Source organism: Flavobacterium sp. N502536 (genome assembly GCF_025947345.1).
Classification (GTDB): Bacteria; Bacteroidota; Bacteroidia; order Flavobacteriales; family Flavobacteriaceae; genus Flavobacterium.
In genome coordinates this window covers 3,735,229-3,748,895 of sequence record NZ_CP110011.1, presented here as the reverse complement: position 1 = coordinate 3,748,895, position 13,667 = coordinate 3,735,229, and the positions used below count along the sequence as shown (strand labels likewise).

The window sequence follows — 13,667 nt, the reverse complement described above, 5'->3', positions numbered from 1 at the left end:
GCAATTCGCAACTCCTTTATTGAAACTTCAGCCCAAAATTTACTTTATCAAAAGTCGTACTGCAGGAAATCGCAAAACGTCCTACGTTAACCGTTCCGAAAATCCCCTCTTCTCCATGACCGGAATAAAATCCTCCTGCCGAGAAACGACCAGTCTGATACTTTAAGGCGATATCATTAACCCTGCTGTTCAACTGTCCAAAAACAATAAGCTTGGGAACAATCTCATAGCTCCCAAAAATTTTCGGAGCCAGTTTGTTGTAATAATTAAACCCTTCATCGGTGCCATTATGGATACTGGAGGAATGCAAGTTTGCTAAACTTCCTCCAATGAAAGTATTCTCACTAAAATGCCAGGATACACTAAAGCCTGTATAAGTTCCGTCATATCCGCTTCGGGATTCTGCATAACCTACAGAGATGGTTGCCCGAAACTTATCACACATCTTACCAATATACCCAGTATAGGTCCGGTCTGATTCCGTTTTATTAATACCTGCTCCAAAAATAATATCATCTTCACACAGGGTAAGCGCGTACTGAAAATAAGCAGAATACTGATCTTTGTTGGCCGAAACCACACTTCGCCCCTTGTCCAGATCAATATTTGGTGAAATAACAGTCGAATTGATGACCGCAAAATCAAATGTGTTCATTTCCTGTGCAAATACAGGAGAAGTAATCAGAAACAAAAGTAGTATTCTTTTCATGATGTCAAATTTAGGAGCAATATTCTTTTACTAAATTACTGACAAAACGATGCGTTAAAAAAGAAAACCCATGAAGTGATAAAATACTCGTTAAAATACAATATTTCAAAAATATATGAAAATTCTGTCCCCTGTTATTCTATTATTTATTGCATTTTCAATTCAATTTTAAAATCATAATTGTATTTTTGAATTACTAACCCAAAAGAACCAAATCAGTTGTTAAGCACTTTTTTTATGCGTTTTCGAAAAAGAAAACAAAGATTAGGTAATACATAACTCAGGGAAACACCTAAAAAAATTAGTATAATTATTCTTTTTAATTTCACATCATTTAAAACTAAAATATATGTTTACAATAGAGCAAATCAAAGAAGCACATGCCAAAGTACAAAGCGGTGCTGACTTCCCAAATTACATTCAGGATTTAATCATTCTGGGGGTAAAAGGTTACGATACTTTTGTACATGACGGACATGTCGAGTACTTTGGTGTAAACAATTACCATGTAACCTCTGATGAAAAATATGACGAAATACAAGTAGCGCCATCGCCTAACAAAGAACGTTTTATTGAATTTTTGGTAATGCACCAGGACGGTCAAACCGATTATCTTACTTTTTGCAATCACGCTGCCCATTGCGGAATAGCCAAATGGAGAGTTGATATAATCGAAATGACCTGTACTTATTTTGACAAAGACGAAAACGAAATCCTGATCGAAAAAATCCCGGGCTAACTTTTTATCAAACCATCCATAAGGGTAAATAACCATTATTTACCCTCTTTTAACCCCTGTTCCCTGTGAAAAAAATACTTATTCCAGTCCTTTTAACCGTTTTATACGCCTGCAACTCCAAACAACAGGATACTAAAACAACCTCTACCCAAAAAGAAACACCAGCAGCAAAAGCTTCCGAAAAAAAGAGTGAAAAAATCGCTGTTGATTACGAAATATCTGCCTACGACGATCCTAAAATTGCCGATCGGCTACGTGAGCATAAAGAAAGCTTAAAGGAACTTTCAGAAAAGAAAGTGTTTCTAGACATTCATACCAAACTGCTTCAAAAACTACCCCAAGAACAACAATCTTTCTTCCGCACCAATCCTGATTACGAATTACTTTCTATAGCAAAAGGAAGTTTGTTTGAAGAAAGCAGCAATGACTTTGCTTTTATCGTTTATGACAAAAAGAAGGTTCGAATTTCGATTGTACTTTATAACGGAATAACTTCTAAATATGCTAAATTATACGAGGACATAAAAGTGGTCAATGGCGTAAAAGATGAAGATTCCGGCAACTATTCGTTTGGTACATCCGATTATCAATTTGCCTATGACTATTTAATTTACAACAAAGATTATCTTGAAAAAAGCACCAGCACTTACTTAGAATCTTCCAATCTTAAAATTACGGATATCTCAAAAGACGAAGATTTCGTGTTAGATCACGGCACTTTTGCAAAAAATGTTTCAAAAACAAACTTAGCACATACGCTTTGTATTGCAACAAGCTCTGTATACAGCAATTGGGATTGTTTTAGATACGACAAAACAAACCATACTTTTATATTATTTTATTCTCAGGCTTTCGCCGATTAAATGCCCTGCTTTTATATGCGAATTCATAAAAAATAAACTATCTCAAAATGGCAGCTAAACTTTCTCCGATAATAAACCCTAAAGAATTAGTGCAACTCTCTAATTCAGCTGAAATCATTCTCATTGATGCCAGAGCGGGAGCAAATGCCGCACAAAACTACCAGAACGAACACCTGAAAGGAGCCCGTTACATTGATTTGAACAAAGATCTCGCAACAGTAGAAACCGATCCGGCTAATGGTGGAAGACATCCTTTACCATCCTTAGAAAAATTCTCCGTGGTGCTTTCTAAAACCGGAATTTCTCCTGAAAACCATATCATAATTTATGATGATAAAAACGGATCAAATGCAGCCGCCCGTTTTTGGTGGATGCTTCGGGCAGTAGGACACGAAAAAGTTCAGGTTTTAAACGGAGGACTGTCCGCAGCGATAGAAAGTGGTTACCCGATAAGCTCCGAAACGGAGATTTTTGAAGCCGCTGATCAGTATCCGGTTTCTCAATGGAAACTTCACACCGCTGCTATCGACGAGGTCGAAAAGGCACGAAATAACACCCAAAATACGGTAATCGACGTAAGAGACAAAAACCGATTCGATGGTTTAACAGAGCCACTGGATTTGATTGCAGGACATATTCCGGGCGCCATTAATGTACCGTTTAGCGAAAATTTAGACGACAACGGTTTTTACCAGTCGCCTCAATTGTTAAAAGAAAAATATTCCCGCATCATTGGCGACAAAAAGGCCGAGGATATAATTGTACATTGTGGTTCAGGAGTTACTGCCTGCCATACTTTGTTGGCCATGGATTATGCCGGGATACCCATTCCAAAACTATATGTAGGCTCGTGGAGCGAATGGTCACGCAACGATCGTGAAATGGCTACGAAACAAGCCGAATAAACTTTTTTTGCCACAGATCTCACAGACTACAACGATTAGTCTTTTTGAATCTGTAGCAGAAAAAATCATCACTAAATATATTTTAAAATGCAGCATTGGGATATACTTTTGTCAAATCAAGTCAATAAAAAGGCTTTTATAGACACTTTGCTTTTGGGAGAAGCCAAAGGAGACCTCACTGTTTTTAACCAGCAGAAAGGCATTTTGTTCTCGGACATTGCCATCGAGAAATTCATAGAAAAAGAATACCAGTACGATACTGTCGAAGCCGCACCCGAATCACACCGACAACTGAGAACTTTTTCATCCGGCGAACGCAAAAAAGAATTCCTGAAATACTGCATCAATCAAAGTCCTGATTTTATTATTTTCGATAATCCTTTCGATCATCTAGATCAGGCTTCCCGGGCAGCCTTGGCAAAATCTCTCGAAAAGTTAACCGATACTATTGCTATCATTCAATTGGTCAATCGCGTCGTTGATGTACTCGATTTTGTTCCGAATAAGGCCCTGATTAAAGACAATTCCTTTGAATTACATCCGATTTCAAAAAACGAAAACCATTTTAAAACGTTAAACACGGCAGCAATTCCAAAAGCAATTGAACCTCATTCCTTTCACGAAAGTGTATTAATCAAAATGGACAAAGTTTCTGTAAGTTATGAGGAGCGTAAAATTGTCGATAACATTTCATGGACCATCAAACAAGGCGAATTCTGGCAACTCGTTGGTCCGAATGGTTCAGGAAAAAGCACCCTCCTGTCTTTAATCACCGGTGATAATCCAAAAGGATTTGGTCAGGATTTGTATCTGTTCGGAAGAAAAAAAGGAAGCGGAGAAAGTGTCTGGGACATCAAAAAACAAATTGGAATTTTCACCACCTCTATGACCGATCTGTTTCAAAAAGGACACAGCCTGGAAGAAATGATACTTTCCGGTTTTTTTGATTCTATCGGACTGTATATCGAACCTACTACTTTACAAAAACAAACCGTAACACAATGGCTCGAAGTGATTGAAATGAGTCATTTACGAAAAAAACGTTTTATAGATCTTTCAATTGGCCAGCAAAGAGTCGCGCTAATTGTTCGTGCCGTTTTAAAACATCCCCCATTATTGATTCTGGACGAACCTGTAGAAGGTCTTGACGATGAAAATGTCGATTTGGTCATTCAATTGATCAATACCATCAAACAAGAAACCAATGTTAGTATCCTGTACGTATCACACCGCATCGAAAATGGCCTCGCTCCTACCTCGGTATTCGAACTTCTGCCAACTTCAACAGGATCCATTGGTAAAATCAAATACCACTCAGAGCTCAACTAAAAGACAAAAATGAAAATTAAATATATCACATTCCTACTATCCGCATTCGGATTCATTTCCTGTTCAGGAACCCTTTCAACTGTAAAAAGAGAATACCAGATTGCAAAAACAACTGCCCTAAAATCCGATTGGTATTTTAATCCCAACGAATGGAGGCTCCAAAACGATACCTTAACCGGAACCGGAGGGCCAATGCATTGGGGCGTAATCGAGTCAAAAAAGAAGCTTCCAAAAAATTACGAAATCGACTTTAAAATAAACATCGTCAAAGAATCTTTGTTTGAAATCATGCTTCATATCGATCAGGAAAAGTACATTCGAACTTACTTATACACGATCGATCAGAATATCGTGATTGGAAGAGGTGCTTACAATAAAAACAGTGATGAATACTCGAAACGTGGCGGGCCAACCCTATTTAAAAAACCAATGCCATTGGGAAACAACAAATGGTATGCGGTGAAAATCAGAGTTGCCAACAATCAGTTGTACTTTGCTGTCAACAATCAAACTTTCTTAGAATGTTCCATCGAAAAAAACAATCTAAATCAACAAGGACAACTAGGGTTTATAACCAACGGACAAGCCAAAATAACCCAGCTAACCATTAAAACAATTCCATAAAAAAAGCTCCATCAGGAGCTTTTTTTTTATATAACAAATTATCTAATTTTCTAATTAACTTTCCTCTTCTTCCACATTATGCGACTTCACATAATTGCGCCACTTGTCGATACAATCCTGAAAATCCTGAGGCAGTTCGGTATCAAAACGCATCATTTCACCCGTTACAGGATGCACAAAACCAAGCGTTTTAGCATGTAGCGCCTGACGTGGTAATGCTTTAAAACAATTTTCGATAAACTGCTTGTATTTTGTAAACGTAGTTCCTTTCAAAATCAAATGACCTCCGTAACGTTCATCATTAAACAACGGATGTCCGATATGTTTCATATGCGCACGAATCTGGTGTGTTCTTCCGGTTTCCAATTTACAGGAAATCAAAGTCACATAACCAAAACGTTCCAACACTTTATAATGCGTAATAGCAGGTTTTCCAATTTCAGGATCGGCAAAAACGGCCATTTGCATACGGTCTTTCAGGTGTCTGGCAAGGTTTCCTTCAATCGTTCCCGCTTCTTCGGCAACATTCCCCCAAACAAGGGCAATATACTCGCGTTCTGAGGTTTTGGCTTCAAACTGTTTGGCCAAATGGGTCATTGCTGCTTCCGTTTTGGCTACCACTAAAAGTCCGGACGTATCCTTATCAATTCGGTGTACCAAACCTGGTCGCTCGCTGCTGTTCATCGGTAAATTATCAAAATGATGTGCCAATGCATTTACCAGAGTCCCGCTATAATTTCCGTGCCCCGGATGCACCACCATTCCCGGCTCTTTGTTAATCAACAACAAAGCATCGTCTTCATACACAATATTCAGCGGAAGATCTTCCGGAAGAATATGGTTTTCAAACGGAGGATGCGATAACATCACCGTTACAACATCAAACGGTTTAACTTTATAATTTGATTTTACCGGAATATCATTTACAAAAATGTTTCCTTCAGTAGCGGCGTTCTGAATTTTATTTCGCGTCGCATTCTGAATCAAATTCATTAAATATTTGTCAATACGCAAAAGCGCCTGACCTTTAGGGACATCAAATCTAAAATGTTCGAATAATTCGTCTTCCAGATCTAAATTTTCAATATTATTGCTCATCTTTTGGGGTTTCAGTAGTTGGCGCAGCTACACTGTCTACAGCCTGCCCTTCATCTTCATAAGTTGCTTTTCCGTCTCCTAAAACCAAGTCGATTTTAGAAGCTTTCAACACACGATCTCCTACTTTTAAGTTTCTTCCTTTATAACGCATCTCCAAAACCATGTCTTTTCCAAGGTTTGGAATATAAGTAATCGTGCCTGGCTCAAGTCCTAACGCTTTCAGGGTAGGAACTGCTTCACGATACGTTTTCTCAATTAAATCAGGAATTCTAACAGAAGAGAATCCCGATGCATTAATTTTAATATATATTTTTCTTCCCACTTTTACTTTCGTTCCCGGCAGCGGATCCTGCTCAACAACACTGTATTTTGGGAATTCACTTCGGTAATCAACGCTATCCAAAAGCACATAATCCAGGTCCAGTTCGTCCAGTTTTGACTCTACCTGCTCTTCCGTCAGTTTAGCTAAATTTGGAACAGTAACTTCATTACCATGATCAGTTGTAAAAGTCAACCAATGCATAAACAAATAACCTAAAACGGCAATTATAGCAGCCGCACTTAATACTTGCACAAAAAATACCCGGCTCGTTAAATACTTACGTAAACTCATAAATTTATTTTTATTAGTCGCAAAGATAAAGCTATTTCGTTTCAAAAAAAATGATAATTTTGTTTTAGACAAGAAAGTCACGCGATTGCCATTCGTATTAAAAACAAAGGTCCTTGGAATTTTAATTTTCAGCAGCCAATTCCTGCTGTCCGCTGTATCTTTTGCGCCCGCTCTCGCGGACACAAAAGGATGCCGCTCCCATCAGGGCTAGGGTTTTAGGTTTCACAAAACATTTTCGGAACTATTGTCACACTAAGCAATAAAGAAGCTCCAACCAAATTGACAAAGAAAACCCAAAACCTGAAACTTGAAACTTGAAACCTGAAACAAATAAACGATTAAACAAACAAACGGTTAAACATATAAACATCATAAAATGAAAAACATAGCCATTATCATGGGCGGATATTCAAGCGAATATAAAATTTCGCTCATTAGCGGAAACGTGGTACACCAATATCTTGACAAAACAAAATACAACGGATTCCGTATTCATATTTTCAAAGAAAAATGGGTTTATGTAGACGAAAACAACGCCGAATTTACGATCGATAAAAATGATTTTTCGGTAACCGTAAACGATCAAAAAATTACTTTTGACTGTGTTTTCAATGCCATTCACGGAACTCCGGGTGAAGACGGATTAATGCAGGCTTATTTTGAGTTGTTAGGCATTCCGCAATCCTCTTGCGATTACTATCAGGCGGCATTAACCTTTAACAAACGTGATTTGTTATCGGTTTTAAAGCCTTACGGAATCAAAACAGCAATCTCTTATTACCTTAATAAAGGGGATGTAATCCATACCGCCGAAATCGTTAAAAAAGTAGGTTTACCGTGTTTCGTAAAACCAAACAAAGCCGGTTCAAGCTTCGGAATCTCAAAAGTAAAAACAGAAGCCGAACTTCCAATTGCCATTGAAGTAGCGTACAAAGAAGACAACGAAATTATCATCGAAAGCTTCCTTGACGGAACCGAAGTTTCTGTAGGGGTAATTAACTATCAGGGTGAAATTAAGGTTTTACCAATTACCGAAATTGTATCCGACAATGATTTCTTCGATTACGAAGCCAAATACGAAGGAAAATCACAGGAAATTACACCTGCCAGAATTTCAGACGAACTCACACAAAAAGTAAGCGAAGTAGCAAAACGCGCTTACGAAGTCTTAAAAATGAAAGGTTTCTCGAGAAGCGAATTCATTATCGTAGACAACGAACCCTACATGCTGGAGATGAACACCATTCCCGGTTTAACAACCGAAAGTCTGATTCCGCAGCAAGCACACGCAGCGGGAATATCTCTGGAAGATTTATTTACCAATGCTATTGAGTTGGCACTTGCTTAAAAAAGGGACTAAGGTTCTGAGATTCTAAGGTACTAAGATCTCAGAACCTTTTTTTATTTCAACCATGGTCAGACGGAGCGAAGTCGAAGTCCTCAAAAACCTTAGCCCCTCAGAACCTCAGAACCTTTTTTATACTCAACACAATATTGCCATTTCGGTAAAAGAGAACAAAAACTAACTTTTTTAAGTAGCAAAAAAACTCAGAAACTTAGCTCCTTAGAACCTCAGAACCTCAAAAAAGATGCGAAAAGCTATATTCCCAGGGTCATTTGATCCCATAACACTTGGACATGAAGACATTATCAAAAGAGGAATTCCTTTATTTGATGAAATTGTAATCGCTATTGGTGTTAATGCCGAAAAAAAGTATATGTTTTCACTCAAAGAAAGAAAACGTTTCATCGAAGAAACCTTCAAAGACGAGCCCAACGTTTCGGTTATTACCTATGAAGGACTAACCATCGATTTGGCAAAAAAACAAAAAGCCAATTTCATCCTAAGAGGTCTGCGCAATCCTGCCGATTTTGAATTCGAAAAAGCCATTGCCCACACCAACAGGAAATTGTCTAAAATCGAAACCGTATTTCTATTAACAGCTGCCAGTACTTCGTTTATTTCTTCAAGCATTGTTCGTGATGTACTGCGTCATGGCGGAGAATACGAAATGTTGGTTCCGGATGCAGTTAGGGTTAAGAAGTAAAAAGTATACATTTTAATTACCAAGAATGCTATGTTACCTAGAATTGAGGATTGTAAAGTCTCATATAAAAAGATTAAAAATGATGAGATCTAAAATTAAAGATGAACAAATTCTAATAGATTTTATCAAAGATTACGAAACGAACTGTTTTTAAAAAATTACTAAAGATTTCAAATCATTATAAATTTGTCAACAAATCAAATTATAAGTAATTTCGCCTTTTCAAATAAAAACAAAATAATGAGCATTGAAAGAGAATTAAACAAACGCAGCGGATCTAAATGCGAACTTTGTGGCGCCGAAGAAAACCTTAAAGTATATCAGGTATTACCAACCCAAAAAGGCGGTCTGGACGAAAGCATTCTAGCCTGTACTACCTGTATCGACCAAATAGAAAATCCGGACAATGTTGATTTAAACCACTGGAGATGTCTTAACGACAGCATGTGGAATGAAAACGTTGCCGTACAGGTTGTAGCCTGGAGAATGTTAAGCCGAATGCGAGCAGCAGGCTGGCCACAGGAATTGCTTGATATGATGTATTTGGATGAAGATACCTTAGCATGGGCACAAGCAACTGGAGAAGGTGAAGACGACGAAAACAAAATCATTCACCGCGATAGTAACGGAGTAATTTTAGAGCACGGAGATTCTGTAGTTTTAATCAAAGATCTTAAAGTAAAAGGATCAAGCATGGTTGCCAAACAAGGAACTGCCGTACGCAACATCCGTTTAGACCACGAAAACGCCGAGTACATCGAAGGAAAAGTTGACGGTCAGCAAATCGTGATTATCACACAATACGTGAAGAAAATATAGGTTTCTTTTGAGGTTCTAAGGTTCTGAGGCGCTAAGGTTCTAAGGTTTTTCTTTTATTTGCAAAACTTGAAACCTGAAACTTGAAACAAAAACAACCTGAAACCTGAAACAAAAAAAAAGGCTATTCAAAATCTGAATAGCCTTTTCTGGTTTTATACTTTAAGCAAATTATTTTTGGAATAATTTATTGATCTGATCTTTTACAAATGGCTCAGAAACACTGCTTGTTGCAGCAGAAGCCTCTTTTGATGAAACCATAAACTGAACCGTAGCTTTTTCCGGAACAACACTTCCTGTGTAGTGCAACCAAATATAGTTATTCGGTAATTCTAATTTAATATCATACAAAGGGCTTGCTGTGAAACCATTCATGATAATGTTGTAAAGACTTGCGTAGTCGTTATTAACATTTTTAAATGTAAATTTTCTCAAGCTTGACGACTCGTCATCGTTTTGAATACTTGTATAATATACAGTGTACTCATCTCCAATTTTCTGAATGTAGTTGTTATTTACTTTTCCTAATTTTTCAACCGGTACAGTTTCAATAACTTTAATTTGTGCAAAAGACACAACACTAAACAACAAAATAGCAATCGTAATAATTCTTTTCATAATTAATTTGGGGTTTATTATTTACGGGCACAAGAAACGCAGAAAATATGATAAATTAAAGACTTAAGCTTTAATTTTTTATCAATCCTTTTAGTCCCCTGTTTCAACGTGATCAAAGCGTAATAAAACTCCAAACCAACACACTAATATTCAATAAATTAAAACAACCAAACACAGAAATCAACCGTAAAAAATAGTCTGTTTTGGGAACAAAAGAACTCAAAAACAGCCTCCAATTCGTGATATTTTACTACAAATCACCCCTTAAAACTTTGTGAGAATTCCAGTCTCCGAAAAAGTTATCTGCGAAAAACATCAAATAGAGAAAACCGAAAACAAAAAGACTAACGCTCCTCCTCTTTCTTCACCACTTTACGGGCAACTTCGATCTTGAATTTCTTGCCCTTCATCTTTTCATCTTTAATATTCTTAAGCAGCTCTTTTACCTTGTTGTACTTCACGGCAGCAAACGATATAAAATCCTTCACTTCGATCAAACCTAAATCTCCTTTTTCGAGTTTTCCTTTTTGAGAAAAGAAACCAACGATATCAATTTTATTCAGTTTTGTTTTCTTTCCGCCGCTAATATAAATCGTTTGAAACTCCGGTGGTTTCGGTAAAGTTGTCGTGCTTTCGACCTTTAAAACCTCCATTCCGTAATCAATATAGTCCAGCTTTTTTTCACTTTCGTGAACAATAATATAAGCCGTTCCCGAAGCCTGCATACGTGCAGTACGACCGTTACGATGCGTAAATTCGTCTTCTTTTAAAGGCAAATGGTAATGAATTACGTGCTTCATTTCCGGAATATCCAATCCACGGGCAGCCAGATCTGTAGTAATCAGGTAACTCATACTGCCATTTCTAAACTGAATCAAGGCGCGTTCACGCTCTTCCTGATCCATTCCGCCATGATAATAGGTCGCGTAAATTCCTTTTTCGTTTAAAGTATCACTAATACGTTCTGCCGCATCACGATGATTACAAAAAATAATCGCCGACTGTGATTTCAGCGAACAAATCAAATTGAATAAACTATCCAGTTTATCCTTGGCTGGCGAAACCACCATTTTCATCGAAAGATTGGTTTTCTCTTCCTCTTCCGGTATAAAATCCAAAACCGTTGGATTTACCACTCTCGTATATCTTGGAATCTCAATATCAGAAGTCGCTGAAACTAAAACGCGTTTGTTCAGTTTTGTCAATTTCCCAATGATATAAGACATCTGCTCATGAAAACCCAGTTGCAAAGACTTATCAAATTCGTCCAGAATCAAGGTCTGAATTTTATCCGTGCGGAAAGTATCCCTGTCAATATGATCGGCAATTCTTCCCGGAGTTCCGATAAGAACTGCTGGCGGGTTGCTTAAATTCTTGATTTCAGTATCAATAGAGTGACCTCCGTAACAAATATTTACTTTGTAGGGAGTTCCCATTTTTTTCCAAACCTGCTCAATCTGCAAACCTAATTCGCGCGAAGGCACTAAAATTAAACATTGAACCGAAAGAATTTCAGGCTGTAACAATTCTAAAACCGGCAGTAAAAAGGCTAATGTTTTTCCTGATCCTGTTGGAGAAAGTAATAAAACATTAGTATCGTTCAAAATAGCATCTTGTGCTACCTCTTGCATTTCATTCAGGCTTTCAATTCCTAAATTTGAAAGTATGTTATTGGAATGGTGTTTTTTATTCATTTTGCAAAAGTAATCAAAATAGTTTTTTGTTTCAGGTTTTGTTTGTTTCAGGTTTTAAATCCAGACTCCCTAAAAATTTAACTGCAAAGCACGCTAAGATTAAAAAAAAAATAGAAACGTTGATAAGCGCAAGGAACGCAAAGCTTTGCGTTCCTTGCGCTTTTATAAAACCAAGCTTAGAAAAAACTTAGCGTACTTTGCGGTAAAACCTCAATACATTGCTATTCTACTTCCTTCAAAATCAACCTAAACTCTGCAATTTCAGCTTCTGTCAACGGTTTCAACGGACTTCTTAAAAAACCTCCTTCGATTCCCTGAATTTCCAAACCTGCTTTAATGGCTCTCGGCAAACCTTTGTTCACAATAAACTTCAAAAGATTCAATTGCCTGTAAAATGCTTTTTGAGCGCTCTGCAAATCATTTTTCTGAATTGCGTCGTACAATTCCAGATTCAGTTTCGGAATTAAATTTGGTGCAGCCGTACACCAACCGGTTGCACCTGCAGAAAATGCAGCCAGTGCCAGAGGATTTGAACCATTAAAGAAGGCTACATCATCACCCAATTCCCGCTTTAAATAATGCATTCTCTGAACGTCTCCGGTACTTTCTTTAATCATCGTCACATTGGCAATCTCAAGAAGCCTTTTTAACAAAGCAGGAGACATATCTACTCCTCCCGTTGCAGGATTATTGTAAGCCATTACCGGAATTGAAATTTGTTTGGCAACCGCGTCAAAATGCTGTACAATTTCGTCATCTGTAAGTTTCCAATAACTCATCGGGATAATCATTACCGCAGCTGCACCTGCTTTCTCAGCAAATTTAGCATGGTAAATGGTTTTCTCTGTAGTCAGATTTGATACTCCTACCAAAACCGGAACTCTGCCCTTAACCTGCTCGATTGTTGCAACAGTAATCGCTTCTTTCTCTTCGTCTGACAAATAAGGCATTACCCCGGTGCTTCCCAGCGGAGCAACGGCATGACAACCGGAAACAATTAAACGTTCCAGTAATTTTTTATACAAGCTGATATCCACTTTTTCGTCTTTATCGAATGGGGTAATCGGATAAGCAATAATGCCTTTAAATAGGTCGTTTTTCATTTTATTTCTATTTTAATTTAAAGATCCCTTCCTTCTTCTTCTCTCAATGCCACACCTAAATTCTGAAGCTGAGGTGCATTCTCGCAGGCGATGTATTTTGCCGATGCTTCACTGCTTAAATTCTGATGTCTGTGCCACGCCCAGCTCGGAATATAAACAGCGTCACCTGCTTTCCACTCTACTTTTGCATCTTCAATTTCGGTATACCCATGGCCTTCAATTACGTAAATAACCGTTTCATAAGTATGGCGGTGTCTGTTCGTTAATTGATCCGGCAATAAACCGCCAATCGTCATGCTTACATTTTTACTCGGAAGATCCACAAAGAAAACGGGGTGTTTTCGCTCTGTAGAAAATTGATTGTGAACTCCGGCCTGTTCTACATTTCTGTGAATTAATTTTTCAGGCATCACAAAAGTGGGTCTGGCAAAGGTTTCGTGAAAGTCTTTTGATGAAAATTGTTTTTTAGTTTCCATAAGTTTAATAATTATTATTTTTTGCAGTATTG

The 13,667-nt window shown here is 37.7% G+C and carries 15 protein-coding genes; 8 read left to right on the top strand and 7 right to left on the bottom strand.

Annotation, left to right across the window (positions count from 1 at the left end; translation table 11 throughout):
- Positions 1-16: 16 nt before the first annotated feature.
- Entirely contained in the window at positions 17-709 is a 693-nt protein-coding gene (locus OLM61_RS15830) for a hypothetical protein (RefSeq protein ID WP_264523585.1), read from the bottom strand.
- A 349-nt stretch (positions 710-1,058) separates the two neighbouring features.
- On the opposite strand from OLM61_RS15830, the gene OLM61_RS15825 reads away from it, so the two are divergent.
- The 5 genes from OLM61_RS15825 to OLM61_RS15805 all read left to right on the top strand — a co-directional run bounded on the left by OLM61_RS15825 (position 1,059) and on the right by OLM61_RS15805 (position 5,169).
- Positions 1,059-1,448, top strand: coding sequence for a DUF1398 domain-containing protein (locus OLM61_RS15825; protein ID WP_264523584.1), 390 nt, complete (start codon positions 1,059-1,061; stop codon positions 1,446-1,448).
- A 65-nt stretch (positions 1,449-1,513) separates the two neighbouring features.
- The gene (locus tag OLM61_RS15820; RefSeq protein WP_264523583.1) at positions 1,514-2,311 is read left to right on the top strand and encodes a hypothetical protein; all 798 of its coding nucleotides are present in this window, start codon (positions 1,514-1,516) and stop codon (positions 2,309-2,311) included.
- A gap of 47 nt (positions 2,312-2,358) precedes the next feature.
- Entirely contained in the window at positions 2,359-3,216 is an 858-nt protein-coding gene (locus OLM61_RS15815) for a sulfurtransferase (protein WP_264523582.1), read from the top strand.
- A gap of 87 nt (positions 3,217-3,303) precedes the next feature.
- Positions 3,304-4,545, top strand: a complete 1,242-nt coding sequence (locus tag OLM61_RS15810; protein ID WP_264523581.1) for an ATP-binding cassette domain-containing protein — start codon at positions 3,304-3,306, stop codon at positions 4,543-4,545.
- 9 nt (positions 4,546-4,554) lie between these two features.
- Entirely contained in the window at positions 4,555-5,169 is a 615-nt protein-coding gene (locus tag OLM61_RS15805; protein ID WP_264523580.1) for a hypothetical protein, read from the top strand.
- Between the two features lie 54 nt (positions 5,170-5,223).
- On the opposite strand, the gene OLM61_RS15800 is transcribed toward OLM61_RS15805, so the two are convergent.
- A complete protein-coding gene (locus OLM61_RS15800; protein ID WP_264523579.1) occupies positions 5,224-6,267 on the bottom strand; it encodes an RluA family pseudouridine synthase in 1,044 nt (347 codons plus the stop codon).
- Positions 6,257-6,880, bottom strand: coding sequence for a PASTA domain-containing protein (locus OLM61_RS15795; RefSeq protein WP_264523578.1), 624 nt, complete (start codon positions 6,878-6,880; stop codon positions 6,257-6,259). Before OLM61_RS15795 ends, OLM61_RS15800 begins: the two co-directional genes overlap by 11 nt.
- 376 nt (positions 6,881-7,256) lie before the next feature.
- Between OLM61_RS15795 and OLM61_RS15790 the strand changes: the two genes are divergently transcribed.
- The 3 genes from OLM61_RS15790 to OLM61_RS15780 all read left to right on the top strand — a co-directional run bounded on the left by OLM61_RS15790 (position 7,257) and on the right by OLM61_RS15780 (position 9,747).
- Positions 7,257-8,228 (top strand): D-alanine--D-alanine ligase, encoded by a 972-nt coding sequence (locus OLM61_RS15790; RefSeq protein ID WP_264523577.1) that lies wholly within the window; start codon positions 7,257-7,259, stop codon positions 8,226-8,228.
- Between the two features lie 241 nt (positions 8,229-8,469).
- Positions 8,470-8,928, top strand: a complete 459-nt coding sequence (coaD, locus tag OLM61_RS15785) for a pantetheine-phosphate adenylyltransferase (RefSeq protein ID WP_264523576.1) — start codon at positions 8,470-8,472, stop codon at positions 8,926-8,928.
- A 240-nt stretch (positions 8,929-9,168) separates the two neighbouring features.
- A complete protein-coding gene (locus OLM61_RS15780; RefSeq protein ID WP_264523575.1) occupies positions 9,169-9,747 on the top strand; it encodes a PhnA domain-containing protein in 579 nt (192 codons plus the stop codon).
- Positions 9,748-9,915: 168 nt separating this feature from the next.
- Here OLM61_RS15780 and OLM61_RS15775 read toward each other — a convergent pair whose 3' ends face one another.
- From OLM61_RS15775 to OLM61_RS15760, 4 genes are all read right to left on the bottom strand, one after another.
- Complete coding sequence (locus tag OLM61_RS15775) at positions 9,916-10,362, bottom strand: hypothetical protein (protein ID WP_264523574.1); 447 nt, start codon at positions 10,360-10,362, stop codon at positions 9,916-9,918.
- Between the two features lie 344 nt (positions 10,363-10,706).
- Complete coding sequence (locus OLM61_RS15770; RefSeq protein WP_264523573.1) at positions 10,707-12,056, bottom strand: DEAD/DEAH box helicase; 1,350 nt, start codon at positions 12,054-12,056, stop codon at positions 10,707-10,709.
- A 221-nt stretch (positions 12,057-12,277) separates the two neighbouring features.
- Entirely contained in the window at positions 12,278-13,159 is an 882-nt protein-coding gene (locus OLM61_RS15765) for a dihydrodipicolinate synthase family protein (RefSeq protein WP_264523572.1), read from the bottom strand.
- Between the two features lie 17 nt (positions 13,160-13,176).
- Positions 13,177-13,635 (bottom strand): cupin domain-containing protein, encoded by a 459-nt coding sequence (locus OLM61_RS15760; RefSeq protein WP_264523571.1) that lies wholly within the window; start codon positions 13,633-13,635, stop codon positions 13,177-13,179.
- Positions 13,636-13,667: the final 32 nt, after the last annotated feature.